At 70.2% G+C, this 24,462-nt stretch carries 24 protein-coding genes and 1 tRNA gene; 11 read left to right on the top strand and 14 right to left on the bottom strand.

The features are described from left to right. Positions 1-34: 34 nt before the first annotated feature. From arc to BJ986_RS14870, 3 genes are all read right to left on the bottom strand, one after another. On the bottom strand, positions 35-1,774 hold the full coding sequence (gene arc / locus BJ986_RS14880; RefSeq protein WP_179422942.1) for a proteasome ATPase: 1,740 nt from the start codon (positions 1,772-1,774) through the stop codon (positions 35-37). Positions 1,775-1,865: 91 nt separating this feature from the next. Next, the gene (locus tag BJ986_RS14875) at positions 1,866-2,912 is read right to left on the bottom strand and encodes a tRNA (adenine-N1)-methyltransferase (RefSeq protein WP_179422940.1); all 1,047 of its coding nucleotides are present in this window, start codon (positions 2,910-2,912) and stop codon (positions 1,866-1,868) included. An 11-nt stretch (positions 2,913-2,923) separates the two neighbouring features. After that, positions 2,924-4,042, bottom strand: a complete 1,119-nt coding sequence (locus tag BJ986_RS14870) for a site-2 protease family protein (protein WP_179422938.1) — start codon at positions 4,040-4,042, stop codon at positions 2,924-2,926. A 58-nt stretch (positions 4,043-4,100) separates the two neighbouring features. On the opposite strand from BJ986_RS14870, the gene metH reads away from it, so the two are divergent. After that, on the top strand, positions 4,101-7,898 hold the full coding sequence (gene metH / locus BJ986_RS14865) for a methionine synthase (protein ID WP_179422936.1): 3,798 nt from the start codon (positions 4,101-4,103) through the stop codon (positions 7,896-7,898). A gap of 48 nt (positions 7,899-7,946) precedes the next feature. Beyond that, positions 7,947-8,792 (top strand): RecB family exonuclease, encoded by an 846-nt coding sequence (locus BJ986_RS14860; protein ID WP_179422934.1) that lies wholly within the window; start codon positions 7,947-7,949, stop codon positions 8,790-8,792. Here the strand turns inward: BJ986_RS14860 and BJ986_RS14855 are convergent. Next, a complete protein-coding gene (locus BJ986_RS14855) occupies positions 8,749-9,492 on the bottom strand; it encodes an HAD family hydrolase (RefSeq protein WP_179422932.1) in 744 nt (247 codons plus the stop codon). The genes BJ986_RS14860 and BJ986_RS14855 overlap by 44 nt on opposite strands. A gap of 138 nt (positions 9,493-9,630) precedes the next feature. On the opposite strand from BJ986_RS14855, the gene BJ986_RS14850 reads away from it, so the two are divergent. Next, a complete protein-coding gene (locus BJ986_RS14850) occupies positions 9,631-10,482 on the top strand; it encodes a PAC2 family protein (RefSeq protein ID WP_179422930.1) in 852 nt (283 codons plus the stop codon). 26 nt (positions 10,483-10,508) lie between these two features. On the opposite strand, the gene mshC is transcribed toward BJ986_RS14850, so the two are convergent. Genes mshC through BJ986_RS14830 form a run of 4 tightly spaced genes read right to left on the bottom strand, consistent with a single transcriptional unit; the run spans position 10,509 to position 13,832 of the window. After that, positions 10,509-11,756, bottom strand: a complete 1,248-nt coding sequence (gene mshC / locus BJ986_RS14845) for a cysteine--1-D-myo-inosityl 2-amino-2-deoxy-alpha-D-glucopyranoside ligase (RefSeq protein WP_179422928.1) — start codon at positions 11,754-11,756, stop codon at positions 10,509-10,511. A gap of 22 nt (positions 11,757-11,778) precedes the next feature. After that, a complete protein-coding gene (locus BJ986_RS14840; RefSeq protein ID WP_272955514.1) occupies positions 11,779-12,546 on the bottom strand; it encodes an SCO1664 family protein in 768 nt (255 codons plus the stop codon). Positions 12,547-12,584: 38 nt separating this feature from the next. Further along, on the bottom strand, positions 12,585-13,124 hold the full coding sequence (locus BJ986_RS14835; RefSeq protein ID WP_179422926.1) for a DUF3090 family protein: 540 nt from the start codon (positions 13,122-13,124) through the stop codon (positions 12,585-12,587). A 9-nt stretch (positions 13,125-13,133) separates the two neighbouring features. After that, complete coding sequence (locus BJ986_RS14830; RefSeq protein WP_179422924.1) at positions 13,134-13,832, bottom strand: MSMEG_4193 family putative phosphomutase; 699 nt, start codon at positions 13,830-13,832, stop codon at positions 13,134-13,136. A 58-nt stretch (positions 13,833-13,890) separates the two neighbouring features. Between BJ986_RS14830 and corA the strand changes: the two genes are divergently transcribed. After that, positions 13,891-14,871, top strand: coding sequence for a magnesium/cobalt transporter CorA (corA, locus tag BJ986_RS14825; RefSeq protein WP_179422922.1), 981 nt, complete (start codon positions 13,891-13,893; stop codon positions 14,869-14,871). 38 nt (positions 14,872-14,909) lie between these two features. On the opposite strand, the gene BJ986_RS14820 is transcribed toward corA, so the two are convergent. Further along, a complete protein-coding gene (locus BJ986_RS14820; protein WP_179422920.1) occupies positions 14,910-15,767 on the bottom strand; it encodes an undecaprenyl-diphosphate phosphatase in 858 nt (285 codons plus the stop codon). Between the two features lie 58 nt (positions 15,768-15,825). Further along, the gene (locus BJ986_RS14815) at positions 15,826-16,884 is read right to left on the bottom strand and encodes an LLM class F420-dependent oxidoreductase (RefSeq protein WP_179422918.1); all 1,059 of its coding nucleotides are present in this window, start codon (positions 16,882-16,884) and stop codon (positions 15,826-15,828) included. Between the two features lie 64 nt (positions 16,885-16,948). Here BJ986_RS14815 and BJ986_RS14810 point away from each other — a divergent pair, with 64 nt between their 5' ends. Then, positions 16,949-17,887 (top strand): aldo/keto reductase, encoded by a 939-nt coding sequence (locus tag BJ986_RS14810; RefSeq protein WP_179422916.1) that lies wholly within the window; start codon positions 16,949-16,951, stop codon positions 17,885-17,887. On the opposite strand, the gene BJ986_RS14805 is transcribed toward BJ986_RS14810, so the two are convergent. Continuing rightward, the gene (locus BJ986_RS14805; protein ID WP_179422914.1) at positions 17,879-18,193 is read right to left on the bottom strand and encodes a primosomal protein; all 315 of its coding nucleotides are present in this window, start codon (positions 18,191-18,193) and stop codon (positions 17,879-17,881) included. The genes BJ986_RS14810 and BJ986_RS14805 overlap by 9 nt on opposite strands. Before the next feature lie 39 nt (positions 18,194-18,232). On the opposite strand from BJ986_RS14805, the gene BJ986_RS14800 reads away from it, so the two are divergent. Further along, on the top strand, positions 18,233-18,418 hold the full coding sequence (locus tag BJ986_RS14800) for a DUF5703 family protein (RefSeq protein WP_057377450.1): 186 nt from the start codon (positions 18,233-18,235) through the stop codon (positions 18,416-18,418). A 12-nt stretch (positions 18,419-18,430) separates the two neighbouring features. Here BJ986_RS14800 and BJ986_RS14795 read toward each other — a convergent pair whose 3' ends face one another. Continuing rightward, positions 18,431-18,895, bottom strand: coding sequence for a hypothetical protein (locus tag BJ986_RS14795; protein WP_179422912.1), 465 nt, complete (start codon positions 18,893-18,895; stop codon positions 18,431-18,433). Between the two features lie 25 nt (positions 18,896-18,920). Between BJ986_RS14795 and BJ986_RS14790 the strand changes: the two genes are divergently transcribed. Next, a complete protein-coding gene (locus BJ986_RS14790; protein WP_179422910.1) occupies positions 18,921-19,421 on the top strand; it encodes a hypothetical protein in 501 nt (166 codons plus the stop codon). An 86-nt stretch (positions 19,422-19,507) separates the two neighbouring features. Here BJ986_RS14790 and BJ986_RS14785 read toward each other — a convergent pair whose 3' ends face one another. Further along, positions 19,508-20,842, bottom strand: coding sequence for a M20/M25/M40 family metallo-hydrolase (locus BJ986_RS14785; RefSeq protein WP_179422908.1), 1,335 nt, complete (start codon positions 20,840-20,842; stop codon positions 19,508-19,510). A gap of 148 nt (positions 20,843-20,990) precedes the next feature. On the opposite strand from BJ986_RS14785, the gene BJ986_RS14780 reads away from it, so the two are divergent. Beyond that, positions 20,991-21,078: transfer RNA gene (locus BJ986_RS14780), tRNA-Leu, on the top strand. An 86-nt stretch (positions 21,079-21,164) separates the two neighbouring features. Here BJ986_RS14780 and BJ986_RS14775 read toward each other — a convergent pair. Then, on the bottom strand, positions 21,165-22,220 hold the full coding sequence (locus BJ986_RS14775; RefSeq protein ID WP_179422906.1) for a hypothetical protein: 1,056 nt from the start codon (positions 22,218-22,220) through the stop codon (positions 21,165-21,167). A gap of 264 nt (positions 22,221-22,484) precedes the next feature. On the opposite strand from BJ986_RS14775, the gene BJ986_RS14770 reads away from it, so the two are divergent. The 3 genes from BJ986_RS14770 to BJ986_RS14765 are packed head-to-tail and all read left to right on the top strand — an operon-like array spanning position 22,485 to position 24,421. Further along, the gene (locus BJ986_RS14770; protein WP_179422904.1) at positions 22,485-23,651 is read left to right on the top strand and encodes a cation:proton antiporter domain-containing protein; all 1,167 of its coding nucleotides are present in this window, start codon (positions 22,485-22,487) and stop codon (positions 23,649-23,651) included. Positions 23,652-23,668: 17 nt separating this feature from the next. Continuing rightward, on the top strand, positions 23,669-23,884 hold the full coding sequence (locus BJ986_RS16110; RefSeq protein ID WP_202881263.1) for a hypothetical protein: 216 nt from the start codon (positions 23,669-23,671) through the stop codon (positions 23,882-23,884). Between the two features lie 30 nt (positions 23,885-23,914). Then, on the top strand, positions 23,915-24,421 hold the full coding sequence (locus BJ986_RS14765) for a hypothetical protein (protein WP_202881262.1): 507 nt from the start codon (positions 23,915-23,917) through the stop codon (positions 24,419-24,421). Positions 24,422-24,462 lie beyond the last annotated feature (41 nt).

Here is a 24,462-nt window from a genome sequence, read left to right as displayed (position 1 = left end):
CATGTTACCAAGAGTAAGTTAGCGGAACAGGCTCTTAGAGGTACTGGCCCGTGTTGGCCACGTTGTCGATGGAGCGACCCGGCTCGGTGCCGCTCTTGCCGGTGACGAGAGTGCGGATGTAGACGATCCGCTCCCCCTTCTTGCCGGAGATCCGCGCCCAGTCGTCGGGGTTGGTCGTGTTGGGCAGGTCCTCGTTCTCCTTGAACTCGTCGACACAGCTGGCCAGCAGGTGGTCGACCCGGATGCCCTTGGCCCCGACGGTGAGGAAGTCCTTGATCGCCATCTTCTTGGCACGGTCGACGATGTTCTGGATCATCGCGCCGGAGTTGAAGTCCTTGAAGTAGAGGACCTCCTTGTCGCCGTTGGCGTAGGTCACCTCGAGGAAGCGGTTCTCCTCGATCTCGGAGTACATCCGCTCGACCGTCGCGGTGATCATCGCGTCGACCGTCGCCTGCGGAGAGCCGCCGTGCTCGGCCAGGTCGTGCTCGTGCAGCGGCAGGTCCGCGATGAGGTACTTGCTGAAGATGTCGCGGGCGCTCTCCGCGTCCGGGCGCTCGATCTTGATCTTCACGTCGAGGCGGCCCGGGCGCAGGATGGCCGGGTCGATCATGTCCTCGCGGTTGGACGCCCCGATGACGATGACGTTCTCCAGCCGCTCGACCCCGTCGATCTCGGACAGCAGCTGCGGCACGATCGTCGTCTCGACGTCGGAGGAGACACCGGAGCCGCGGGTGCGGAACAGGCTGTCCATCTCGTCGAAGAACACGACCACCGGGGTGCCGTCGGAGGCCTTCTCGCGGGCCCGCTGGAAGATGAGCCGGATGTGGCGCTCGGTCTCCCCCACGTACTTGTTGAGCAGCTCGGGGCCCTTGATGTTGAGGAAGAACGACTTCCCGACCGGCTTGCCCTCCTTCTCCGCGACCTTCCTGGCCAGCGACGCGGCGACCGCCTTGGCGATCAGCGTCTTGCCGCACCCGGGAGGGCCGTAGAGGAGCACCCCCTTCGGCGGCTTGAGCTTGTGCTCGGTGAACAGGTCGGGGTGCAGGTAGGGCAGCTCCACCGCGTCGCGGATCGCCTCGATCTGGCCGGCCAGCCCGCCGATGTCCTCGTAGGCGATGTCCGGGACCTCTTCGAGGACCAGCTCGGAGACCTCGGCCTTGGGGATCCGCTCGTACACGAAGCCCGAGCGCGGCTCGAGCATCAGGGCGTCGCCGACCCGGATCGGCTCGCCCTCGAGGGAGTCGGCCATCCGGCAGACCCGCTCCTCGTCGGCGTGCGCCACCACGAGCACCCGGCCCTCACCGAGCAGCTCCTTGATCATGACGACCTCGCCGATGCGTTCGTAGCCGCAGGTGGCGACCACGTTCATCGCCTCGTTGAGCCGGACCTCGCGACCGCTGGACAGCTCGGCCGGGTCGACCGCCGGGCTCACCGCGACGTGCATCTTGCGACCGCCGGTGAGGATGTCCACCGTGGCGTCGTCATAGGACTCGAGGATCACCCCGTATGCCGCGGGCGGCTGGGCCAGCCGGTCCACCTCGGACTTCAGCGTGACGATCTGCTCCCGGGCCTCCTTGAGCGTGCGCACGAGACGCTCGTTCTGGGATGACACCGTGGCGAGGTTGGACTGCAGCTGCAGGACCTTGGTCTCGAGCTCGCGGGACCGCACGGGGGCGTCGGAGAGGCGCTGGCGCAGGGCGGCGACCTCCTCGGCGAGCAGCTCCGCCTGGCGGCGCTCCTCGGAGTGGTCTGCGGGGGTGCTGTGATCGGTCATGGCGGCTCCCTCAGGACAAGGCAGTGGCGAGCGGTACCGACCGTGCCCTGCCTGCGCCTGACGCGGCCGATGACCCAAACCTAACCCTGAACTACTCGGGTGTCGGGGAGGTTTGAGTCACAGAACGGCGAAGGCGCCGGATCTTCTTGTCTGATGGGATGCGCTCGCCCACGTCCTCCGCGGTGAAGTCGCTCTCGGCTCCGAACGCGAGGCCGCTCTCGATCGCCCCCTCCTCGTCCGTGGAGCCCTTCGCCGGACGGCGCTTGCGCAGCGGTGGCGTGACGCCGGGGGCCAGCCGGCGGCTGGTGATGAGGAACCCGGTGTGGCCGTGCATCCGGTGCTGCGGTCGCACGGCGAGCCCCTCGAGGTGCCAGCCGCGCACCAGCGACTCCCACGCCTCCGGCTCGGTGTACCCGCCATGGTCGCGCAGCGCCTCGGCGACCCGCGACAGCTGGGTGGCGGTCGCGACGTAGCAGATGAGCACCCCGCCGGGCGCGAGGGCCTGGGCGACGACCTCGAGGCACTCCCACGGGGCGAGCATGTCGAGGACCACGCGGTCGACGGACCCTGGCTCCTCGACCGTCGGAAGCATCTCCACGAGGTCTCCGACGGTGACCTGCCACGCCGGGTGGTCGACCCCGAAGAAGGCCCGGGCGTTGCCCTTGGCGATGTCGGCGAAGTCCGCTCGCCGCTCGAACGAGTGCACGTGTCCGAGCTCGCCGACGGCCCGCAGCAGCGACATCGACAGGGCGCCGGAGCCGACTCCGGCCTCCACGACCCGCGCCCCCGGGAAGATGTCGGCCATCGTCACGATCTGGCCGGCGTCCTTGGGGTAGACGACGGCAGCGCCGCGCGGCATGGACATCACGTAGTCGGACAGCATGGGTCGCAGCGCGAGGTACTCGACGCCCGCCGTGTTGCGCACGACCGACCCGTCGGGGGCGCCGATGAGGTCGTCGTGGGCCAGCCGCCCGCGGTGCGTGTGGAACTCGCGTCCGGCCTCGAGGGTGATCGTGTGCAGCCGCCCCTTCGGGTCCGTCAGCTGGACCCGCTCCCCTTCGCTGAAGGGGCCGCGGCGCAGCGCGGCGCCGACCGGCGAGGCCGGTGCGGGGCTGGTCGGCTCGGGGGCTGTGCTCATGGGCGCGAAGTCTAGTTGCGGGACAGCGCCGCGTTGACCAGGCGGGCGTGGGCCACCCCGTACGGCTGTCCACCGCTGGTGAGGACGACGGCCGGGACGCCGGTGGCCTGGATGGCCCCGAGCACCCGCTCGATGCCGGCCTCGGGGCGGGTCTCCACCACGTTCTCGTCGGGGACGCGGGTGACCGCCGAGCTCAACGGCGCTGAGGGGTCGATGTCGACGGGGGTCTGCCCGGTGGCCGAGAGCAACACGAGGCAGGGAACGCCCCGCTCGTCGGTGGTGACCACCGCATCGGGATGGGAGATGGCGGCGCCGACCGGGGTGTCCGGTGGGAGGAACACGGCGGGCTCCATGATGTCGGCGACCGTGACCCCGCCGAGAGAGGCCAGGGCCTGGCCGCGCCGGATGGACTCGCTGGCGCCGGTCCACAGGATCGAGCCGATCACCAGGGCCCAGATGCTGTCCGGTCCCAGGCCCACACCCTCCCCGCGCAGCAACGGCCTGCCGATGAACCAGAGGACCACGAGCACGGCCACGCCGCGGCCGGTCCAGCCCGCCGCGACCGAGCCCTTGTTGCGGTCACCGGTGAGCTTCCAGACCAGGGACTCCAGGACCTGGCCGCCGTCCAGGGGCATGCCGGGCAGGATGTTGAGCACCGCCAGGGAGCCGTTGATGATGAGCAGTCCGGTGAAGACGCGGCCGGACACCTCACCCGAGGTGGCCTGCAGGGCAGCGAAGGACACCAGGGCCAGGGCGGCGTTCGCCAGGGGTCCGGCCGCCGCAACCGCCGCCATCGGCCCCGGCGTGCCTCGCGGCGCCTGGAAGGAGGTGTGCCCACCCCACACGTTCGCCACGATCCGCAGCACGTGCATGCCATACGCGCGGGCTGCCAGGGCGTGCGCACCCTCGTGCACGAGCACCGACACCAACAGCAGCAGCGCCTGGGTCAGCCCCACGGCCAGACCGAACAACGGTCGGGTCTGCAGGACGGGCCAGGCCACGATCGCGACGATCACGACGGCGATCACGAACCAGCTGGGGGCGAGGTAGACGGGCACCCCGCCGATCCTGGCGATCCGCACCCCGTGACCGGACTCCTCTGGTTCCATCGCGGGAGCCCGGGTCGTCATGGGCTGACCCTACGGGACCTCTCCGACGCCGCCTCCCGCGCTGGGCCATACTTGTGCGGTGTCCGACTCCTCCACCCTGCGACCTGACGCGACCGACCAGCTGACGACCGCGCTCACCGAGCGCATCCTCGTCATGGACGGGGCCATGGGGACGATGATCCAGCGCGAGGAGCTGGGAGAGGCCGACTACCGCGGCGAGCGATTCGCCGACTGGGACAGCGACCTCAAGGGCAACAACGACCTGCTGAGCCTGACCCAGCCGGACATCATCCGTGGCATCCACACGGCATACCTCGAAGCGGGCGCGGACCTCATCGAGACCAACACCTTCAACGCCCAGCGCATCTCCCTGGCCGACTACGGCATGGAGGACCTGGCCTACGAGATGAACCTCGAGGCCGCGCGGCTCGCGCGCGGGGCCTGCGACGAGGCGACGGCCAAGACGCCCGACCGGCCGCGCTGGGTCCTCGGTGCGCTCGGCCCGACGAACCGCACCGCGTCCATCTCCCCCGACGTGAACGACCCCGGCAAGCGCAACGTCACCTTCGACGAGCTGGTCGAGGCCTACCTCGAGCAGGCCCGTGGCCTCGTCGACGGCGGGTCGGACGTGCTGATCGTCGAGACGATCTTCGACACGCTCAACGCCAAGGCGGCGATCTTCGCCCTCGAGACGCTGTTCGAGGAGCACGACCGCCGGTGGCCGGTCATCATCTCCGGCACGATCACCGACGCCTCCGGCCGCACCCTCTCGGGGCAGGTCACCGAGGCCTTCTGGAACTCGGTCCGGCACGCCCGCCCGCTGGCGGTGGGGCTCAACTGCGCCCTCGGCGCCGCGGAGATGCGTCCGTATGCCGCGGAGCTGGCGCGTGTCGCCGACACCTTCGTCTCGTGCTACCCCAACGCCGGGCTTCCCAACGCCTTCGGCGAGTACGACGAGACCGCCGAGGACATGGCCGCGGTCGTCGGGGAGTTCGCGCAGGCCGGACTGGTCAACCTGCTCGGTGGCTGCTGCGGCACCACGCCCGACCACATCGCGGCCATCGCCAAGGCGGCCAGCGACCAGTCCCCGCGAGTGCCCGCCGAGGTCCCTGCGGCCCTGCGGCTGTCCGGCCTCGAGCCGCTGACCGTCGTCGACGAGTCGCTCTTCGTCAACGTGGGTGAGCGCACCAACATCACCGGCTCGGCGCGGTTCCGCAAGCTCATCCAGGCCGAGGACTACGGCACGGCCCTCAACGTCGCGCGACAGCAGGTGGAGTCGGGCGCCCAGGTCATCGACATCAACATGGACGAGGGGATGATCGACGGCGTCGCCGCGATGGACCGCTTCGTCAAGCTGGTCGCGACGGAGCCCGACATCTCGCGGGTGCCGCTGATGATCGACTCCTCCAAGTGGGACGTCATCGAGGCGGGGCTCAAGTGCGTCCAGGGCAAGTCGATCGTCAACTCGATCTCCATGAAGGAGGGGGTCGAGCCCTTCATCCACCATGCCCGCCTCTGCCGCAAGTACGGCGCGGCCATCGTGGTCATGGCCTTCGACGAGGACGGCCAGGCGGACTCGCTCCAGCGCCGCAAGGAGATCTGCCAGCGGGCCTACGACATCCTCACCCAGGAGGTCGGCTTCCCGGCCGAGGACATCATCTTCGACCCCAACATCTTCGCGGTGGCGACGGGCATCGAGGAGCACGCGGCCTACGGCACGGACTTCATCGACGCCACCCGCTGGATCAAGGAGAACCTCCCCGGGGCGCTGGTCTCCGGTGGCGTCTCCAACGTGTCCTTCTCGTTCCGCGGCAACAACGCCGTGCGCGAGGCGATCCATGCCGTGTTCCTCTACCACGCCATCCAGGCGGGCATGGACATGGGAATCGTCAACGCGGGAGCCCTCGTCGTCTACGACCAGGTCGACCCCGAGCTGCGCGAGCGGATCGAGGACGTGGTCCTCAACCGACGCCCCGACTCCACCGAGCGCCTCCTGGAGATCGCCGACAGGTTCAACACCGGCGACACCAAGCAGGAGGCCATCGCCGAGGAGTGGCGGTCCCTGCCCGTCGCCGAACGCATCACCTATGCCCTGGTGAAAGGCCTCGACGAGTATGCCGAGACCGACACCGAGGAGCTGCGGCTGGAGATCTCGGCGCGCGGCGGACGCCCCATCGAGGTCATCGAGGGACCGCTCATGGACGGCATGAACGTCGTGGGCGACCTGTTCGGCGCGGGCAAGATGTTCCTGCCCCAGGTGGTGAAGTCGGCCCGGGTCATGAAGAAGGCCGTCGCCTACCTCATCCCGTTCATCGAGGCCGAGAAGACCGAGGCCGAGGTGGCCGAGAACAGGGCCAAGGGCAAGGTCGTCATGGCCACCGTCAAGGGCGACGTCCACGACATCGGCAAGAACATCGTCGGGGTGGTGCTGCAGTGCAACAACTACGACGTCGTCGACCTCGGCGTGATGGTGCCGGCCCAGAAGATCCTCGACGCGGCCAAGGCCGAGAAGGCCGACGTCATCGGGCTGTCCGGGCTGATCACCCCGAGCCTCGACGAGATGGTCAACTTCGCCACCGAGATGGAGCGGCAGGGCTTCGACCTGCCGCTGCTCATCGGCGGGGCCACCACGTCACGCGCGCACACGGCCGTCAAGGTCGACCAGAAGTACCACGGGCCGGTCGTCTGGGTGAAGGACGCCTCGCGCTCGGTGCCGGTCGTCGCCCAGCTGTTGTCCGACGAGCTGCGTCCCAAGCTGATGGCGGAGGTCAAGGCCGACTTCGACTCGCTGCGAGCCCGCCACGCGGCCAAGACGACCGAGCGGCCGCTGGTGTCGATCGAGCAGGCGCGGGCGCAGGCCACCCCGATCGACTGGAGCAGCTACCGGCCGCCGATGCCGCACCTCGTCGCCGCGCAGGAGAAGGAGCTGCTGCGCCTGCAGTCCGGCACCCGCAGCCGCACCGTCACCCAGTTCGTGCGCACCTTCCCGGACTACTCCATCGCGGAGCTGCGCGACTACATCGACTGGCAGCCGTTCTTCCTCGCCTGGGAGATGAAGGGCCGCTTCCCCGACATCCTCAACAACCCCTCGACCGGTGAGGCCGCGACCAAGCTCTACCAGGACGCGCAGCGGATGCTCGACCAGATCGTCGACCAGAAGTGGCTGACCGCCAGTGGGGTGATCGGCCTGTTCCCGGCCAACTCGGTGGGTGACGACATCGAGGTCTACACCGACGAGTCCCGGGAGACGGTCGCCACGACGCTGCACACCCTGCGCCAGCAGGGACAGCACCGCGAGGGCATCCCCAACCGCGCGATGTCCGACTTCGTGGCGCCGCGGGACACCGGCAGGTCCGACCACATCGGGGCGTTCGCCGTCACGGCCGGACTCGGGTCGCAGGCCAAGGTCGCCGAGTTCAAGGCCGCGATGGACGACTACAACGCGATCCTGCTGGAGGCCCTGGCCGACCGGCTCGCCGAGGCCTTCGCCGAGCGGATGCACGAGCGCGTGCGGCACGACTTCTGGGGCTACGCACCCGACGAGCACCTCAAGAACACCGATCTCATCGCCGAGAAGTACGTGGGGATCCGGCCCGCTCCGGGCTACCCGGCCTGCCCGGACCACACCGAGAAGGCGCTGCTCTGGGACCTGCTGCGGGTCGAGGAGAACACCGGGATGGAGCTCACCGAGTCGATGGCCATGTGGCCGGGGGCCTCGGTGTCCGGGTGGTACTTCTCGCACCCCCAGTCGCAGTACTTCGTGGTGGGGCGCCTCGGGCGTGACCAGGTCGAGGACTACGCCAAGCGCAAGGGCTGGACCCTCGCGGAGGCCGAGCGGTGGCTCTCCCCCAACCTGGGCTACCTTCCCGAGGACTGACGGCACGCCTCGGCGGCACTGTCGGCGGCGCGGCATACCGTGTGGTCCATGGTTCCAGCCCTGTCACCGAGCCGAGCGTCGGACTTCAAGCAGTGCCCCCTGCTCTACCGGTTCCGGACGATCGACAAGCTCCCGTCCCCGCCGAGCCCGGCCGCGGCGCGCGGCACGCTCGTGCACGCCGTCCTCGAGCGGTTGTTCGACCTCCCGGCCGAGGAGCGCACCCCCGCCGCCGCCCAGGCGCTGCTGGGCCCCCAGTGGCAGGCCCTGGTCGAGCAGGAGCCCGAGCTGGCGGAGATGATCCTCGCCGACGACAAGCTCACCGAGGCGGGCTGGTTCGGTGATGCCCAGGCCCTGATCGAGACGTGGTTCACCCTCGAGGACCCCACCCGGCTCGAGCCCGCCGAGCGCGAGCTCTACGTCGAGACGGACGTCGACGGCCTGGTGCTGCGGGGATACGTCGACCGCCTCGACGTGGCCCCGGACGGCGCCATGCGGGTGGTCGACTACAAGACGGGCCGGTCGCCGAGCGAGCTCTTCGAGGGCAAGGCCCTGTTCCAGATGAAGTTCTACGCCCTGGTGCTGTGGCGGCTGCGCGGCGAGATCCCCCGGCTGCTCCAGCTCGTGTACCTGGGCAACGGGGAGGTCGTCCGGTACGCCCCGGACGAGCACGACCTGCTCAGCCTCGAGCGCAACCTCAAGGCCGTGTGGACGGCCATCGAGCACGCCGCCACGACTGGTGACTGGCGGCCCAAGACCTCCCGGCTGTGCGACTGGTGCGACTACCGGGAGTTCTGCCCCGCGTGGGGTGGCACTCCCCCGCCGCTGCCCGAGAACGCCGCTCAGATCGCTCTCAACCCAGCCGTCTCGGGCCAGGTGACCCCGGTCGACGAGTAGCGCCGTCGAAGAGGGCTCGCAGGTCGCGAGGCTCCAGCCCGCGCAGGCTGGGCACCTGCACGGCACCGGCCATGGACGGCACGGGCACGACGTGGGGCACCGCGAGGGTGGGCACCCCCGCCGAGACCGCGGACCGCACCCCGGTGGGCGAGTCCTCGATGGCGATGCAGTCACCGACGGTCACCCCGAGCGCTCGGGCCGCGGCGAGGTAGGGCTCAGGGTGGGGCTTGCCGTGCTCCACCTCGTCGCCGGTGACCACTGCGGCAAACGTCTCCTCGGGCAGCGCGGTGACCACGGCGTCGGCCAGCGAACGCCACGACATCGTCACGAGGGCGTTCGGCACCCCGGACTCCCGCAGGGCGGTGAGCAGCTCGACAGCGCCGGGACGCCAGGGCACATGGTCGCTGACCTGCGCGATCACGCGCCTGAGCAGCTCGTCGATGATCTCCAGCGGTTCCAGGGCGACCGGGCTGTTGTCCCTGATGAACTCGGCGGAGACCATGAGGTCGTTGCCCACGAGCTGGTGGGCGTACTCGTCGCTCCAGACCCCGCCGGCCTCCTCGACGATCGCGTGCTCGGCGTTGATCCAGTACGGCTCGGTGTCCACCAGGGTGCCGTCCATGTCCCAGAAGACGGCCGCCGGGAGGGTGCCCGTGACTGGTTCGGCGTCCTCGCGGGGACCTGACTCGGAAAGCGGCATTGCGTCTGGCCTTCGTGGTGCGGGGATGGCGGCGCGCCCGACTATACGCAGCCGTGCGGGAGGCTCCGCACCACGGACCGTAGGCTGTGGCTGAACCGTGCACAGGACCACGTGCCGGTAGCACAGGAAGGAGCGGTGGTGATCGAACTCGAAGACGTCCCCGAGCTCAACAACCCCGTCGTGATTGCCGCCTTCGAGGGCTGGAACGACGCGGGAGAGGCGGCGACCGCAGCCGTCGACCACCTCGTCGACGTCTGGGACGCCGATGCCATCGCCGCGCTCGACCCGGAGGAGTACTACGACTTCCAGGTCAACCGTCCGCGCGTCGTGCTCGAGGACGGGCGCCGTCGGATCCACTGGCGCACGACCCGGATCCTCGTCGCCCGCTCGGCCGGCCTGGACCGGGACGTGATCCTGATCCAGGGCATCGAGCCCTCCTTCCGCTGGCGCGCCTTCACCATCGAGCTCATGGAGTTCGCCCAGGAGGTGGGCGCGAGCACCGTGTTCACACTGGGTGCGCTCATGGCCGACGTGGCGCACACCAGGCCGATCCCCGTGACCGCCACCTCGGACGACGACGACGTGATCCACCGCTTCGACCTCGAGCCGAGCCGCTACGAGGGGCCGACGGGCATCGTCGGGGTGCTGGCGGACGCCGCCACCCAGTCGGGCATGCAGTCGCTGTCGTGCTGGGCCGCGGTCCCGCACTATGCAGGGCACTCCCCCTCGCCCAAGGCCACCCTCGCGCTGATCTCGCGACTCGAGGAGCTGCTCGACGCGACCATCCCGCACGGCGACCTGGCCGACGGTGCCAAGGCGTGGGAACGCGGCATCAACGAGCTCGCCGACACCGACGAGGAGGTGGCCGAGTACGTCCAGTCACTCGAGGAGGCGCAGGACACCGCCGACCTGCCCGAGGCGAGTGGCGATGCCATCGCCCGCGAGTTCGAGCGCTACCTGCGACGCCGGGGGCAGGAGGGTCCGGGCTAGGACCGCCCGATGCCCCGAGTGTCTGGCTAGACCCGCACGCCGAGAATGGCGTCGAGAGCTCGGGCCAGCACGCCGGGCGCTGCGCGGTCCGACCCGCCCCGGGTGAGTGTGTGCTTGGCCCAGGCGTCCACCGCCGCGAGGGCTCCGGGGGTGTCGAGGTCCTCGGCCACGCGGGTGCGGATCGCCTCCACGGCATCAGTGGAGTCGGGCGCGCTGTTGACGGACAGCGCGGCCCGCCACGTCTCGAGCCGAGCCTGGGCCTGCTCGAGGAGCTCGTCGGTCCAGGACCACTCGGTGCGGTAGTGCTGGGCGAGCAGCACCAGACGGATCGCCATCGGGTCGACGCCGTCGGCGCGGAGCTTGGAGACCAGGACGAGGTTGCCCTTGGACTTGCTCATCTTCTCGCCGTCCAGGCCGACCATGGCCTGGTGTGCGTACGTCCGCGCGAACGGCCGCTCCTTGGTCAGGACGACTGCCTGCGTGGCACTCATCTCGTGGTGCGGAAAGATCAGGTCCGTCCCGCCACCCTGGACGTCGAAGGCCATGCCCAGGTGGTCCAGCGCGATCGCCGTGCACTCGATGTGCCAGCCGGGCCGGCCTTCGGGCAGCCCCTCGACCGTCCAGGACGGCTCCCCGTCGCGAGCGGCTCGCCACAACAGCGGGTCGAGCTCGTCGCGCTTGCCCGCGCGGCCGGGGTCCCCGCCCCGGTCGGCGAAGACCGCGAGCATCTGCTCGCGCGTCCAGCTGGACACCGCGCCGAAGCCGGCGTCCGTGGAGATGTCGAGGTAGAGGTCGTCGCCGTCGGCCTCGGGGGTGTCCACCGGGTAGGCCGCGCCTCGGTCGAGCAGTGCGCGCACGGCAGCACCGACCGGCTCGATGCTCTCGACGACGCCGACGTAGTGGTCCGGGGGGATGACCGCCAGCGCGGTCATGTCCTCCCGGAAGAGCGAGATCTCCTGTGCGGCAAGGTCCTCCCACCCGATCCCGTCGCGAGTCGCCCGCTCGAGCAACGGGTCGTCCACGTCCGTGATGTTCTGGACGTACTCCACGTCGTGCCCCGCGTCACGCAGTGCGCGCCCCAGGATGTCGAAGGTGACGTAGGTGGCGGCGTGCCCCATGTGCGTGGCGTCGTACGGCGTGATCCCGCAGACATACATCCGGGCGGTCGGGCCCGGGGTGATCGCCCGGACCGACCCGGTCGCCGAGTCGAACACCTGCACGGGGTGGCCGGTGCCGGGCACCGCGGGGATGAAGGGGGTGGGCCAGGAGATCACACCGGAAGCCTACGGGTGCCCCTCACAGCGGCGGCCACGGGATCGCCGGCCACTCACCCGAGGGCAGCGGGTAGGCCGCCCGGTCGAGCAACGCGGCGCAGCGAGCCTCCAGCGCGGTGACCTCGGCCGGGGTGAGCAGCGTCGCAAGGCTGCTGTGCAGGGCAGAGGTCGCGTCCCGCAATGCCTCTCGTACCAGGGCGATCCGCGACAGGTCCGAAGAGGGGAGCGGCTGACCCGCGAACCCCCACAACACGGTGCGCAGCTTGTCGTCCTGGTGCAGGCTCACCCCGTGGTCGAACCCCCGCAGGAGCCGGCCCTCACGGACGAGGTGCGAACCCTTGCGGTCGGAGTTGTTGATCACGGCGTCGAAGGCCGCGACTCCCCTGACCTGCGCACTGTCCTCGTGGACGACCACGACCGGCCGCCCGCGTTCGTCCTCACCGCGCAGCACGGGCAGCCAACCGTCCGGGACGGCGTCAGGCGCCACGACGTCGACGACGTACTCGGGCTGGGTCTGCGGGTCCCCGACCCAGCGCTGCACCGACCCCGGGCCACGCGGCCCGTCACGAAGGACCGTCTCGGGCACCACGTCCCACCCACCCGCAGCGCTGATGAGGTGGGCAGCCACCTCCCGGGCCGCCAGGGACCCGTCGGGAAAGTCCCACAGCGGACGTTCCCCCGCGACCGGCTTGTAGATGGCGAGCGGACCCTCGTCCCCGAGCCGCACGAGCAGGGCCAGGTTGGAGGCGTCGGCCAGTGCCCCGAGCACCACCAGGTCTGCGCGCGCCAGGAGATCGAGGGTGGCCGACGAGCCGCCTGCTGGCTGGGTCAGCGCTTGTAGCCGTTCGCACGGGGGCAGATGTGCCCCTCCGGCTCGAGCGGACCACCACAGAAGGGGCACGGCGGGCGACCGGCTGACACGACCGACTGGGCCCTGCGCGCGAACGCCCGCGCCCTCGACGGCGAGAGCACCACGCGCACCTGCCGAGGTTCCTCGGTCAGGACCTGCGGGTCCACGGCGGCTTCGGGATCCTCCGGGTCACGGTCGAGGCACTCGATGACCACGACGCGCCGGGTGTCGTCCCAGGCCAGGCTCAGCGCCGTGACCCGGAACTCGTCCTCGATGGGGGTGTCCAGCGGCGCGTTGTCGACCGCCTCGGTCGCGGCGTGGTCACCGCCCTCGCCTGCGGCATAGCTGTCGAGCAGGTCGTTGATGCGGTCGGCCAGGACGGACACCTGCTGCTTCTCCAGTGACACGCTGGTCAGCCGGCGCCCCTCGCTGGCCTGCAGGAAGAAGGTGCGCTGCCCCGGCGGGCCGACGGTGCCGGCGACGAACCGGTCCGGTGGGTCAAACTCGACGAGCGCCATGGCAAAACTCTAACCGGCTCCCCCGCCGACGGCGGCGTCGACCGCCTCCGGGGCGTCGGGGCGCGGCTGGAACCGAGTCAGGTCGGGGGTCACGTCGTTGGCCGTCAGCAGGAAGGTGTGCCGGCCGCCGTACCGCACCGCCGAGACCGACGCGGGGTCGGCGGTGTAGCTCTGGAACCGGGCCAGGCCCGCTCCGGTCGCATCGGCCAGGACGGCCTTGAGCAGGTCGCCGTGCGTCACGGCCACCCACAGCCCGGAGTCGCCGGCGCCTTCGGCCACCTGCGCGTCGTGGCGACGGACGGACGCCACGACCCGGTCACTCATGGCACGAAGGCTCTCGGCGGCATACCGCTCGTCGCTGGGGAACTGGGCCGACTCGGGTGAGTCCTGCACCGTCGCCCACAACGGCTCCTTTGCGAGCTCGGCGAGCGGGCGCCCCGTCCAGGCCCCGTAGGCGCACTCCTGGAGGTCGTCGTCCACGGTGACCTCGACCCCGACCGCCGCGGCGAGGGGTGCCGCGGTCTCGAGGCAGCGCTCCAGAGGACTGCTCACCACCCGTGCGACCGGCAGCCCCCGGAACCGTTCCGCGAGCAGGTCGGCCTGCTCCCGGCCCCGGTCGGTGAGGTGTATGCCGGGCAGCCTCCCGGCGAGGATGCCCTCGCCGTTGGCGCTGGAATGGCCGTGGCGGACCAGCAGGACGGTGGGCACGTGCGCACTCTACGGCGTGCTGCTCGCCCGAGTGCCTGCGACGTGGTGGAGTAGGGCCGTGATCGTCGACCAAGCCATCTACCGCCAGGGGAAGCGCCTGCCGTGCGGGGACCTCAGTGACGCCCTCCTCGAGCTGCGCGGCGGCGACGACCCGAACGCCTTCCTCTGGATCGGGCTCAAGAACCCCACCGACGCGGAGTTCGACCTCGTCAACGACGAGCTGAGGCTGCACCCGCTCGCGGTCGAGGACGCCGTCAAGGGCAACCAGCGACCGAAGGTGGAGCTCTACGACAACACGATCTTCGTGGTGATGAAGACGCTTCGCTACATCGAGGAGACCTCCGACATCGAGACCGGCGAGGTGATGCTCTTCGTCGGCGACAAGTTCGTGGTCACCGTGCGGCGGGGCGAGGCCAACCCGCTCGCGGGGGTGCGCCACGGGCTCGAGGCCAACACCGACATGCTGCGCCACGGTGCCATCGCGGTGGTCCATGCGGTGATGGACAGCATCATCGACAACTACGTGTCGATCGACGTCGAGCTGCAGAAGGACCTCGACGACATCGAGGCGGCCGTCTTCTCCGGCTCCTCGTCGGCGAGCTCGACGGCGATCTACCAGCTCAAGCGCGAGGTGCTGGAGTTCCGGCGGGCTGCGGTCCCGCTCGCCGCACCGTTGCGGATGCTGCACGACGGTTCGCGGTCACCGTTGCCGCAGAAGGAGGTCAGGCTGTTGTTCCGCGACGTCGCCGACCACCTGCTGCGCGTGATCGACCACGTCGAGTCCTACGACCGGCTGCTCACGGACATCCTCAGCGCCCACCTCGCGCAGATCAGCGTGCAGCAGAACAGCGACATGCGGAAGATCTCGGCCTGGGTCGCCATCGCGGCCGTGCCCACGATGATCGCGGGCATCTACGGCATGAACTTCGACAACATGCCCGAGCTGAGCTGGCACTACGGCTACTTCATCGTGCTGGCCGTGATGGCCTCCGCCTGCCTGGGCCTGTACCGGGCGTTCCGCCGATCCGGCTGGCTCTGAGGGACGTCGCCCCCAGCAGCCAGCCGGATCGGGTGCACTCAGGTCGCGGACATCCAGCCCGCGCCGAGGACGACGAGCAGGACGATGCCGAGGGTGACGCGGTACCAGACGAACGCGGTGATCTTGTTGCTGCTGACGAACCTCAGCAGCCAGGCGATCGAGGCGAACGCGACGACGAAGGACACGACGACGCCCACGATGAGCGGGCCCACACCGAGCAGCTTGAGGTGGTGGGCCTGGCTGAGGAGCTCGTAGAGGCCGGCTGCGGTCAGGGCCGGGATGGCCATGAAGAAGGACAGGCGGGTGGCCGTCAGGCGGTCGAGCCCGCGGAACAGTCCGGCGGAGATCGTCGCGCCCGACCGGGAGACGCCCGGGATGAGGGCCATGCACTGGACGAGGCCGATGACCACGCCGTCCAGGAGGGTGACCTGTCCCTCGCCCCGCTCCAGTCCCTGGCGGGTGAGCATCGAGTGGCGGCGCTCGGCCAACCACATCACGCCGCTCCAGGCGATGAGCGCGACGGCCACGACCCACAGGCTGCGCAGGCCACCGCTGATCAGGTCCTTGGCGGCGAAGCCGACGATGCCCACCGGGATCGACCCCACGATGACGGCCCAGGCCAGCTGGTAGTCGTGGTTGGCGCGCGCCGGAGCGCTGAACAGGCCCGACGCCCAGGCCACGAGGAGCCGGATGATGTCCTTGCCGAAGTACAGCAGCGTGGCGAAGATCGCCCCGAGCTGGATCACCGCCGTGTATGCCGTGACACCCGGGTCGTCGACGGTCAGTCCGAGAAGCTTCTCGGTGATCGTCAGGTGTCCTGTGGAGGAGACCGGGAGGAACTCGGTGAGTCCCTCCACGATGCCGAGGATGAGGCTGTCGAGATAGCTCAGAGTCAATGGTCCGCTTTCAGGTTGGGGAGACGCTCGTGCGTCGGGAGGCGGTGCGGCGCCGGGGTCAGAGGTTAGTCTCCCCCATCAGCTCGGCCATCGTCCTCACGACATGCAGCCGATCCTCCAGGCCCCCGGCGAAGGGGGCGATCGACATCGTGCCCACCCCGGCATCGGCATAGCGGGCCAGGCGGTCGCGGATCCGGTCACGGGGGCCGATCAGGGCGGTGGCGTCGATGAACTCGAAGGGCACCGCCGCCGCCGCATCGCGGTGCTGCCTGGCGAGGAACAGGTCCTGCACGGTCGCGGCCGCCTCCTCGAACCCCATCCGCACCGCGAGCTGGTTGTAGAAGTTCTGCTCCCGCGAACCCATGCCACCGATGTAGAGGGCAGCGTAGGGACGGATCGCGTCAGCGGCGGCCTCGACGTCGTCGGAGATCACCACCGGCACCGACGGAGCGATGTCGAAACCGTCGAGGGGGTCGTCGTCGGTCCCCCGCGCGGCTCGCCGGCGCCCCGTGACCACGGACTGCACCAGGTCTCCAGAGTGCTCAGGGCTGAAGAAGATCGCGTGCCAGCCGTCGGCGACCTCCCCCGCGAGCTCGAGGTTCTTCGGTCCCACCGCGGCGAGGTAGATGGGCAGGTCGGGACGCGGGGGGTGGATCGTCAGCTTGAGGGCCTTGCCCGGACCGTCGGCGACCGGCAGCGTGAAGTGGGTCCCGGCGTACGCCAGGCTCTCGCGGCGCAGTGCCATCCGCACGATCTCGACGTACTCCCGGGTCCGCCCGAGCGGTGCCGCGAACGGGACACCGTGCCACCCCTCGCTCACCTGCGGGCCGCTCACCCCCAGGCCCAGCCGGAAACGGCCCTGCGACAACGTGTCGAGGGTGGCTGCCGTCATCGCCGTCATCGCCGGGGTCCGGGCCGGGATCTGCATCACCGCGGCACCGAGGCCGATGCGCTCGGTCAGCGCCCCGATCCACGCCAGCACCGTCGGGACGTCCGAGCCGTACGCCTCGGCGGCCCACGCCACGGCATACCCGAGCCGGTCGGCCTCCTGCGCAACTGCCACGTTGTCGTGGTCGACGCCCATGCCGAAGTAGCCGAGGTTCACACCGAGTTCCATGGGAGCGAGGTTAGCGGCGAGTGCGGCGGGCCCGCGGCGTAGCGGCCGACTACCGTGGGTGACCATGCGCCAGCGAAGAATGGGCACCTCCGGGCTCTCGGTGTCCCGCCTTGCCCTCGGGACCATGACCTGGGGCCGGACCACCGACGAGGAAGCTGCCCGTGAGCAGCTACGGACCTTCCTCGATGCAGGGGGCAACCTCGTCGACACGGCACACGGGTACTCCGACGGCGCCTCCGAGGAGATCATCGGCCGCCTCATCGACGACGACGTCCAGCGCGAGGACCTGGTCATCTGCACCAAGTCCGGCATCTCCCGCCGCTCCGGCAACCGCGTCGTCGACACCTCACGCCACAGCCTGCTCAACCAGCTCGACACCTCCCTCGAACGGCTCGGGACCGACCACGTCGACCTCTGGCTGGTCCACACCTGGTCCGACGAGGCGCCGCTGACCGAGACGCTGTCGGCGCTGGAATGGGCGGTGAGCACCGGGCGGGCCCGCTACGTCGGGGTGTCGAACTTCAGTGGGTGGCAGGTGGCGCGGGCCATGTCGCTGCTCGAGCAGGCACGAGTTCCGTTGGTGGCCAACGAGGTCGAGTACTCGCTGACCAACCGCAGTGCCGAGCCCGACCTGCTGGCGGCTGCCCAGGCGCTGGGGTTCGGGCTGCTCCCCTGGTCCCCGCTGGGCCGTGGAGTGCTGACCGGCAAGTACCGCAACGGCGTGCCCGCGGACTCCCGGGCGGCCTCGCGGGACTTCCCCCGGTTCACGGCGCGCTACCTCGACGACCGCAGCACGGGCATCGTCGAAGCCCTCGCGATCGCCGCCAAGGGGCTGGAGGTCAGCCTGACCGAGGTGGCCCTCGCCTGGGTGCGCGACCGCCCGGGGGTGGTCAGCCCGGTCGTCGGCGCGCGGACCACCGCCCAGCTCCGCACGTCGCTGGCCAGCGAGTCCCTCGAGCTGCCCGACGAGCTGGTCGCCGCGCTGGACGAGATCTCAGCCTGAGCGGTCAGGAAACTCGTCGTAGTCCGCGTCGTCCAGACCTGAGTAGACGCTGCCGTCACCATCCTCGTCGGGGTGGTCGTCGAGCTCGTCGTCCTCGTCGTCATCACCGTCGTAGATGTCGAGGGGCGTCATCTCGCCGTAGGCCTGCAGGAGCGCGTCGTCATACGACGCGAAGGCGTCCGCGAGGTCGTCGTAGGCCGCGATGACCGTCGGGTCTTCCTCCCCCCGCTTGGAGGCCGATGCCTCGAGGTGCCGCTCGAAAGCGGTCATGAGGTTGGCCAGCGCGCCACGCGGGTCTGCGGTCATGGCTCGACGGTATCGGGTTCTACGGCAAAATGGCGGACGATGGTTGAGTACGAGTACCGCGTGGTGAGCTTCACGCGAACAGATTCGCGATCCGACATTCGACGGACGCTGACCGAGCATGCCGAGTACGGCCACTGGGAGCTGCACCGGACCCGGATCTACCTCGGCGGTCAGCAGCGGACCTGGTTGCGCCGCAAGATCATCCGGGCCCCTCGGCCCCACTGACGCTACCTGGCGTCAGGCGTTCTCGGGCTCGGTCGCCCTTGCTGGGACCAGGGTGCGCGCCCTGCGCAGGAAGGCCATCCCGAGGGCGACCAGCCCGCCGGCCAGCAACAGGGTCGCCGCCAGCTCGGCGCCGGTGAAGGCCAGGGGGCCGCCCGCGCCGGACGTCTGCGGGTCGCCTGACCCGTTCGCCGACGTGTCGGCCCCACTCGTCGCACCGCTGCCCGTGCCTGCCGAGGAGCCGGACGTGCCGGGGGTGCCGACGGGCGCCCCGGTCGCGCAGGACACCAGCAGCTTGTCGATCGGCAGCCCGACAGCCCTGAGCTGGTCGATCAGGTTCCGGTCGAGCACGACGACGGTCGCCCGAGCCGGCACCCCTGACCGCGTGAGGCGTACGCACGCCCCGAGCAGGTTGCGAATGCTGACGTCAGCCCCGACCACGGTGCCCGGATCCGCGGGGGCGGTGCCAGCTTGCGCCACGTGGTTCGAGGGCGGGTTTGCAGAGGTGGTCGAAGCGCTCCTCGAGGACCGGCTCGAGGAGGGGCTCAGGGCGCGGCCCAGCGAGGTGCTCACGGCGCGGCCCAGCGAGGGGCTCGAGGGGAGGGTCAACGACGGGCCCGAGGGGAGGTTCACGGAGGGGCTCGCGGAGCGGCTCACCAAGGGGCTCGTGGGACGGCTCACCGGGGTGCTCGCGGGGCGGCTCACCGAGGGGGCCGCCGGAGGCTGGCTGTGTGTCGCGGTGCCCGCCACCCCTGCCACGGTGCCGGCCACGGTGCCCACGACGGCCTTCACCGGCGTCGGCAGGACGGAGGCGGCGGCCGCTGGTGCAGATGGAGGCGGCGGCGGGGGTGGCAGGAGGTTCGTCGCGGTGCCCGCCGCCGGTCCCAGGGGCGCCGGGAGCCCCTGGGTGGCTGCCATGACCCCGCTCTGGCCGACCGCCCCCAGGCCTGCTGCCAGGACGAGGACAGTCCCGAACCTGGCCATCCCACTGATCTGCAGACGTTGACGAGTCCCCATCTCCGGCCACCCTTCGCGTGTGTGTCCCTCGGACTGCACAACGACGTGGTGACCTGCGGGGATACGGCCCAGCGGTCAGCAGGTCGCGATGAATCGGTGGAGCACCCTCGTGCCGAACTCCAACGCCGAAACCGGCACCCTCTCGTCGATGCCGTGGAACATCGGCGCGAAGTCGAGGTCGGCCGGCAGCCGCAGCGGCGCGAAGCCGTAGCCGGTGATGCCGAGCGTGCTCAGGGCCTTGTTGTCAGTGCCCCCCGACAGGCAGTAGGGCAACACCTCGGCCCCCGGGTCCTCGGCGAGCAGGGCAGCCTTCATCGCGTCGACGAGCGGCCCCTCGAACGGGGCGTCCAACGCGATGTCGCGGTGCACGATGTCGACCGTGACGTGCTCGCCCGCGAGCTCCCTGATGGTGTCGAGGAGCTCGTCGTCGTGGCCCGGCAGGAACCTGCAGTCGAGCGAGGCGCAGGCACTCTGGGGGATGACGTTGTGCTTGTACCCGGCCTGCGCCATGGTGAAGTTGGCGGTGTCCTGCAACGTCCCCCGGACGAACCCCTGCGCACCCCCGAGGTGGTCGAGCAGCTCGTCCAGGTCCTCGTCCGAGTAGGACGTGCCGGTGAGGGCCGACAGGCCGTCGAGCAGCTCGCGCACCGACGCGATGTACTCGCGCGGCCACTTGTGCTCGGTGATCCGGGTGATGGCCTCGGCCAGGCGCACCAGGGCGTTCTCGTCGGTGGGGACCGAGCCGTGACCTGCCCTGCCGTGCGCGGTCAGCCGCAGCCACAGGATGCCCTTCTCCGCGGTCTGCACGAGGTACGCACGGGTGTCCCCGTCGCCGGTCGGCACCGTGACGCTGTACCCACCGACCTCCGAGACAGCCTCGGTGACGCCGTCGAACAGGTCCGCGTGGTGGTCGACGACGTAGTGACTTCCCTTGACCCCGCCGGCCTCCTCGTCCGCGAAGAAGGCGAACACGATGTCGCGTGGCGGCTTGGCGCCGCGGCGGGCCAGGTCGCGGATGTTGGCCAGGATCATGGCGTCCATGTCCTTCATGTCGACTGCGCCGCGGCCCCAGATGCAGCCGTCCTTGAGCTCCGCCCCGAGCGGGTCGACCTGCCAGTCCGCGGCATTGGCCGGGACGACGTCGAGGTGCCCGTGGATGCACAGCGCGGGCCGCTCGCGGTCCTCCCCCTCGATGCGCACGACCACGCTGGTGCGCCCGGGGTCGCTCTCGATGACGGTGGGTTCGAGGCCGACCTCACGCAGCTGGGCGACGACGTACTCCGCCGCCTCGCGCTCCCCCGGTCCGCTGCCGTCGCCGTAGTTGGTGCTGTCGATCCGGATCAGGTCGCGGCACAGCCGGACGACCTCGTCGACGGGGCTGGCGGGGGCGGACTCGGTGGCGTCGCTCATGCTGTCCAGACTAGGCGCCTGCGGTGTGCCGTGCGGCTGACAGCTGGCGGGTTCCGTTGTGGGCTGGGCCGTTTGGGAGAAGGGGCACGCTGCGTGCTATCGTTCCGGGTCGCAGCAGGCGCTCCCCAAGGGGCCTGCTCAGCACCTTGTCCGGGTGGCGGAATGGCAGACGCGCTAGCTTGAGGTGCTAGTGCCCTTTATCGGGCGTGGGGGTTCAAGTCCCCCTCCGGACACCACACAGCAAAGGACCCGACACGCTTTTCGTCGGGTCCTTTGCTGTGTAATGAACCGAGCGGACTGTGCGCCGGGTTCGTAGGCCAGGTCAGGGGACGCTGGACGGGACGGGCGCAGGTCCGGTGCCCCGGGACATCGCGCACCCGCCTGCCCCCGAGTTCGCCTCGTTGCTCCACATCGGCTGGACCGCGAAGTAGTAGGCCCCGAGCGTGATGTTGGCCGGGTGGAAGTAGGCGCACTTGTCGCCGTTCTCCGAGGTGGTCGCGTCGTTCCAGCCGTCCTGGGTCGGCCAGGCGTCAGGGTCGGTGACGGCCTCGGCATACTCGTGGCCGCCCGCAAGCGAGTAGCTGTCGAAGTAGCCGTGCCCGAAGGCGTCGTTCGTGTGGTTCACGCTGTTGCCGCCGCAGCCGGCACCCTGCTCAGGGGTGTACGGCATGAACGAGTACCGGATCCCGTGCCCGCCGATGTTGGTCACCTCGGAGTGGTAGGCGCAGTACACCGACCCGTATGCCGTGGCCGTGTGCCCGGGAGGCGTGAAGACGAAGTAGGTCGCGTCGGGCTGGTAGCCGAAGTGCTGCGAAGCCTTGACCGCCTCCGCCGCGATCGGGTCGTTGGTGAGGTTCTCGGCCAGCCCGGTGGTGACGATGGTCGCCGGCGCCGGGGTGCTGTCGACCCAGGTGCCGCCGAGGACCTTGGCGGGGTTGGTGATGTACCGCGCGAGCGGGCTCCCGGAGCAGGTCGTGCTCCCCGGGGCGATGTTGTCGCAGTACTGGGTCTGGGTGCCGTTCCACCGGCTACCGCCCACGTGGGCGAAGAAGGCGTTGACGTAGTTCATGGCCGAGGAGTTGCTGTACGCGTTCTTCGGCCCGGCGTGGAAGCCTGCCTTCCACTCCGTCCCCCAGTAGGTGACGAACACCTTGGGCGTGTGCTCCACCACCCCTCCGTGGAAGATGAGGTTGTTGGCCAGCGCCGTGGGCGACGGCGTGCTCGGTGCCGCCGGCGCGCCTGCGGTCGACCACAGGATCGACTTGGCGGCCGACATCGAGACCGCGGTGTCAGCCGTGGCCGACGGGCTGCTCACCGCGGCCGCAGCCAGGGCGCAGGTGCCGATCGTGGCCACGGTGAAAGGGGTTCGGAGCTTCATGGGTACTCCCATCGAGGACGAGCACAGCCAAGCGAGGTCAGCTGGCTAACGAGGTCGCAGCCGAGGGAGTTACGGAGCGCCTCAGCCGGGGCTCAGGAAAGTCGCCACCTGAGCGCTACGCTTCCCCACCGACGGACGACAAAGGACATCCGGAATGCCGAAGAACGACAAGGTCCCCACTCCCCCGGCGACCGTCCCGGCTCAGCTGCCGCTGTTGCCCACGACGAACCCGCACGTGGCGTCCGAGCTCCTCGTGGCACGGTCGTGACCTTCGCCCAGCTCGCCCTCGTCTGCGCGGTCGCGCTCCTGGGCCCACTCCTTGCGGTGCAACGGCTGGCCCGCCTGCCTGTCGTCGTCGGGGAGCTGGCTGTCGGGATCGCCCTCGGCGCCACGGGGTTCCGGGTCCTCGACAGCACCAACAGCACCTTCGCCTTCCTGGCCCAGGTCGGCTTCGCGCTGGTCATGCTCGTCGCGGGCTCGCACGTCCCGCTGCGAGACCCCGCGCTGCGCGCAGGTGCTCTCCGGGGCGTGGCCCGCGCCGTCGGCATCGGCGCCCTCTCGGTTCCCGTCGCGCTCGTCCTCGCGCACCTCTTCGGCACCGGCCACACCGCCCTGTATGCCGTGCTGCTCACCTCGTCCTCGGCGTCCCTGATCATGCCGGCCCTGGCGGGAGCTCCGTTGTCCAGCCGGGCCATGGTCGAGATGGTTCCCCAGATCGCCCTCGCGGATGCGGTCTCCATCGTGCTCCTGCCGCTGGTCATCGACCCCAGGCACGTGGCACGGGCAGCGGTCGGGGCAGTCCTGGTCATCGCGGGCGGCCTCGTCGTGTTCGCGCTGCTGAGGACCCTTGAGCGGCGTGGGCTCCGCCAGCGGGTTCACGGCGTCTCAGAGGAGAACGGCCTCGCGGTCGAGCTGCGGTCGACACTCGCCCTGCTGTTCGCCCTGTCCGCCATCGCCACCGTCATGCACGTCTCGATCATGCTGGCCGGCTTCGCGATGGGCCTGGCCCTCGCCGGCCTCGGAGAACCCCGCCGGCTGAGCAAGCAGGTCTTCGCCCTGACCGAGGGGTTCTTCGCACCGATCTTCTTCGTCTGGCTGGGCAGCTCGCTCAACCTCCGCGAGCTGGCGCAGCACCCCGACGCCATCGGTCTGGGCGTGGCCCTCGGGCTGTCCGCGGCACTCGTGCATGGGATGATGGGCTTCACCGGTCAGCCGTGGCCGGTGGCGCTGGTGACCTCAGCCCAGCTGGGCGTGCCGGTCGCAGCGGCCACCCTCGGCACCACGCTCGGCGTGCTGCACCCCGCGGAGAACACCGCGATCCTCCTGGGGGCGCTCGTCACGGTCGCCCTCACTGCCGCCCTGTCCGGGAGGGTCGTCACGGTCGCCAGGCACGGCGCGCCGCCCCAACGGGTCACGCCGGCGACCGGCTGAAGCCGATACTTGCTGACATGGCCGAAGACCGACCGACAGTGGACCCCTCCGACCAGAGCAGGCATGCCCGTCTCGCCCACCTCCTCGGCGAGATCGAGCACGGGCAGGTGCACACTCCGGCGTGGCTGCGAGCCACGAGTCCGGAGAACCGTCTGCCCGTGGCGCTGGCGATCCTCGCTGCGATCGCGTTGCAGCTACGGCTCCCCGACCGCTACGGCCTCCAGCCGAGATAGCTCATCCCGGCCCTCGAGCTGCTCCTGCTGGTGATCCTCTCCGTGATCAACCCCGTCAGGCTGAACCGCTCGACCCGGCTCGGGCGGCTGGCCAGCGTGGGGGTCGTCGCCGCGATCACGGTCGACAACGCCATCGCCGCGGCGTCCCTGGACATCCACATCGTGCGCGGAACGACGGGTCAGGATGCCGTCGGACTCTTGGCGACCGGAGCGGCGATCTATGCGACCAACGTCATCGCCTTCGGGATCTGGTACTGGGAGCTGGACCGCGGGGGCCCTTTCAACCGCGCCAACGGCATCCGTCCGCATCCCGACTTCCTGTTCCCGCAGATGACCGAACCCCACCTGGCGGCCCCGGACTGGGAACCGCTCTTCGTCGACTACCTGTACGTCAGTCTGACGAACGTGTTCGCGTTCTCGCCCACCGACACCATGCCGCTGAGCCGCTGGGCCAAGTCGCTGATGGCGAGCCAGTCGGTGATCGCCCTGTCCACCACGGCGCTTGTCGTCGCCCGCGCGGTGAACATCCTCAAGTAGGCGACATACTCAAGCAGGCCACAGGCCGGTCCGGGCAGGGC

The sequence above is a fragment of the Pedococcus badiiscoriae genome, from assembly GCF_013408925.1.
In the GTDB taxonomy this organism is placed as follows: domain Bacteria; phylum Actinomycetota; class Actinomycetes; order Actinomycetales; family Dermatophilaceae; genus Pedococcus; species Pedococcus badiiscoriae.
The sequence above is the reverse complement of the archived record's forward strand: the minus strand, read 5'-3'. Positions and strand labels throughout refer to the sequence as shown.

What these genes read in the sequence shown, in the direction of transcription:
- arc (WP_179422942.1), bottom strand. Translation starts at nt 1,774, where the DNA reads ATGACCGATCACAGCACCCCCGCAGACCACTCCGAGGAGCGCCGCCAG.
- BJ986_RS14875 (WP_179422940.1), bottom strand. Translation starts at nt 2,912, where the DNA reads ATGAGCACAGCCCCCGAGCCGACCAGCCCCGCACCGGCCTCGCCGGTC.
- BJ986_RS14870 (WP_179422938.1), bottom strand. Translation starts at nt 4,042, where the DNA reads ATGACGACCCGGGCTCCCGCGATGGAACCAGAGGAGTCCGGTCACGGG.
- BJ986_RS14860 (WP_179422934.1), top strand. Translation starts at nt 7,947, where the DNA reads ATGGTTCCAGCCCTGTCACCGAGCCGAGCGTCGGACTTCAAGCAGTGC.
- BJ986_RS14855 (WP_179422932.1), bottom strand. Translation starts at nt 9,492, where the DNA reads ATGCCGCTTTCCGAGTCAGGTCCCCGCGAGGACGCCGAACCAGTCACG.
- BJ986_RS14835 (WP_179422926.1), bottom strand. Translation starts at nt 13,124, where the DNA reads ATGGCGCTCGTCGAGTTTGACCCACCGGACCGGTTCGTCGCCGGCACC.
- BJ986_RS14815 (WP_179422918.1), bottom strand. Translation starts at nt 16,884, where the DNA reads ATGGAACTCGGTGTGAACCTCGGCTACTTCGGCATGGGCGTCGACCAC.
- BJ986_RS14810 (WP_179422916.1), top strand. Translation starts at nt 16,949, where the DNA reads ATGCGCCAGCGAAGAATGGGCACCTCCGGGCTCTCGGTGTCCCGCCTT.
- BJ986_RS14805 (WP_179422914.1), bottom strand. Translation starts at nt 18,193, where the DNA reads ATGACCGCAGACCCGCGTGGCGCGCTGGCCAACCTCATGACCGCTTTC.
- BJ986_RS14800 (WP_057377450.1), top strand. Translation starts at nt 18,233, where the DNA reads ATGGTTGAGTACGAGTACCGCGTGGTGAGCTTCACGCGAACAGATTCG.
- BJ986_RS14785 (WP_179422908.1), bottom strand. Translation starts at nt 20,842, where the DNA reads ATGAGCGACGCCACCGAGTCCGCCCCCGCCAGCCCCGTCGACGAGGTC.
- BJ986_RS14775 (WP_179422906.1), bottom strand. Translation starts at nt 22,220, where the DNA reads ATGAAGCTCCGAACCCCTTTCACCGTGGCCACGATCGGCACCTGCGCC.
- BJ986_RS16110 (WP_202881263.1), top strand. Translation starts at nt 23,669, where the DNA reads ATGGCCGAAGACCGACCGACAGTGGACCCCTCCGACCAGAGCAGGCAT.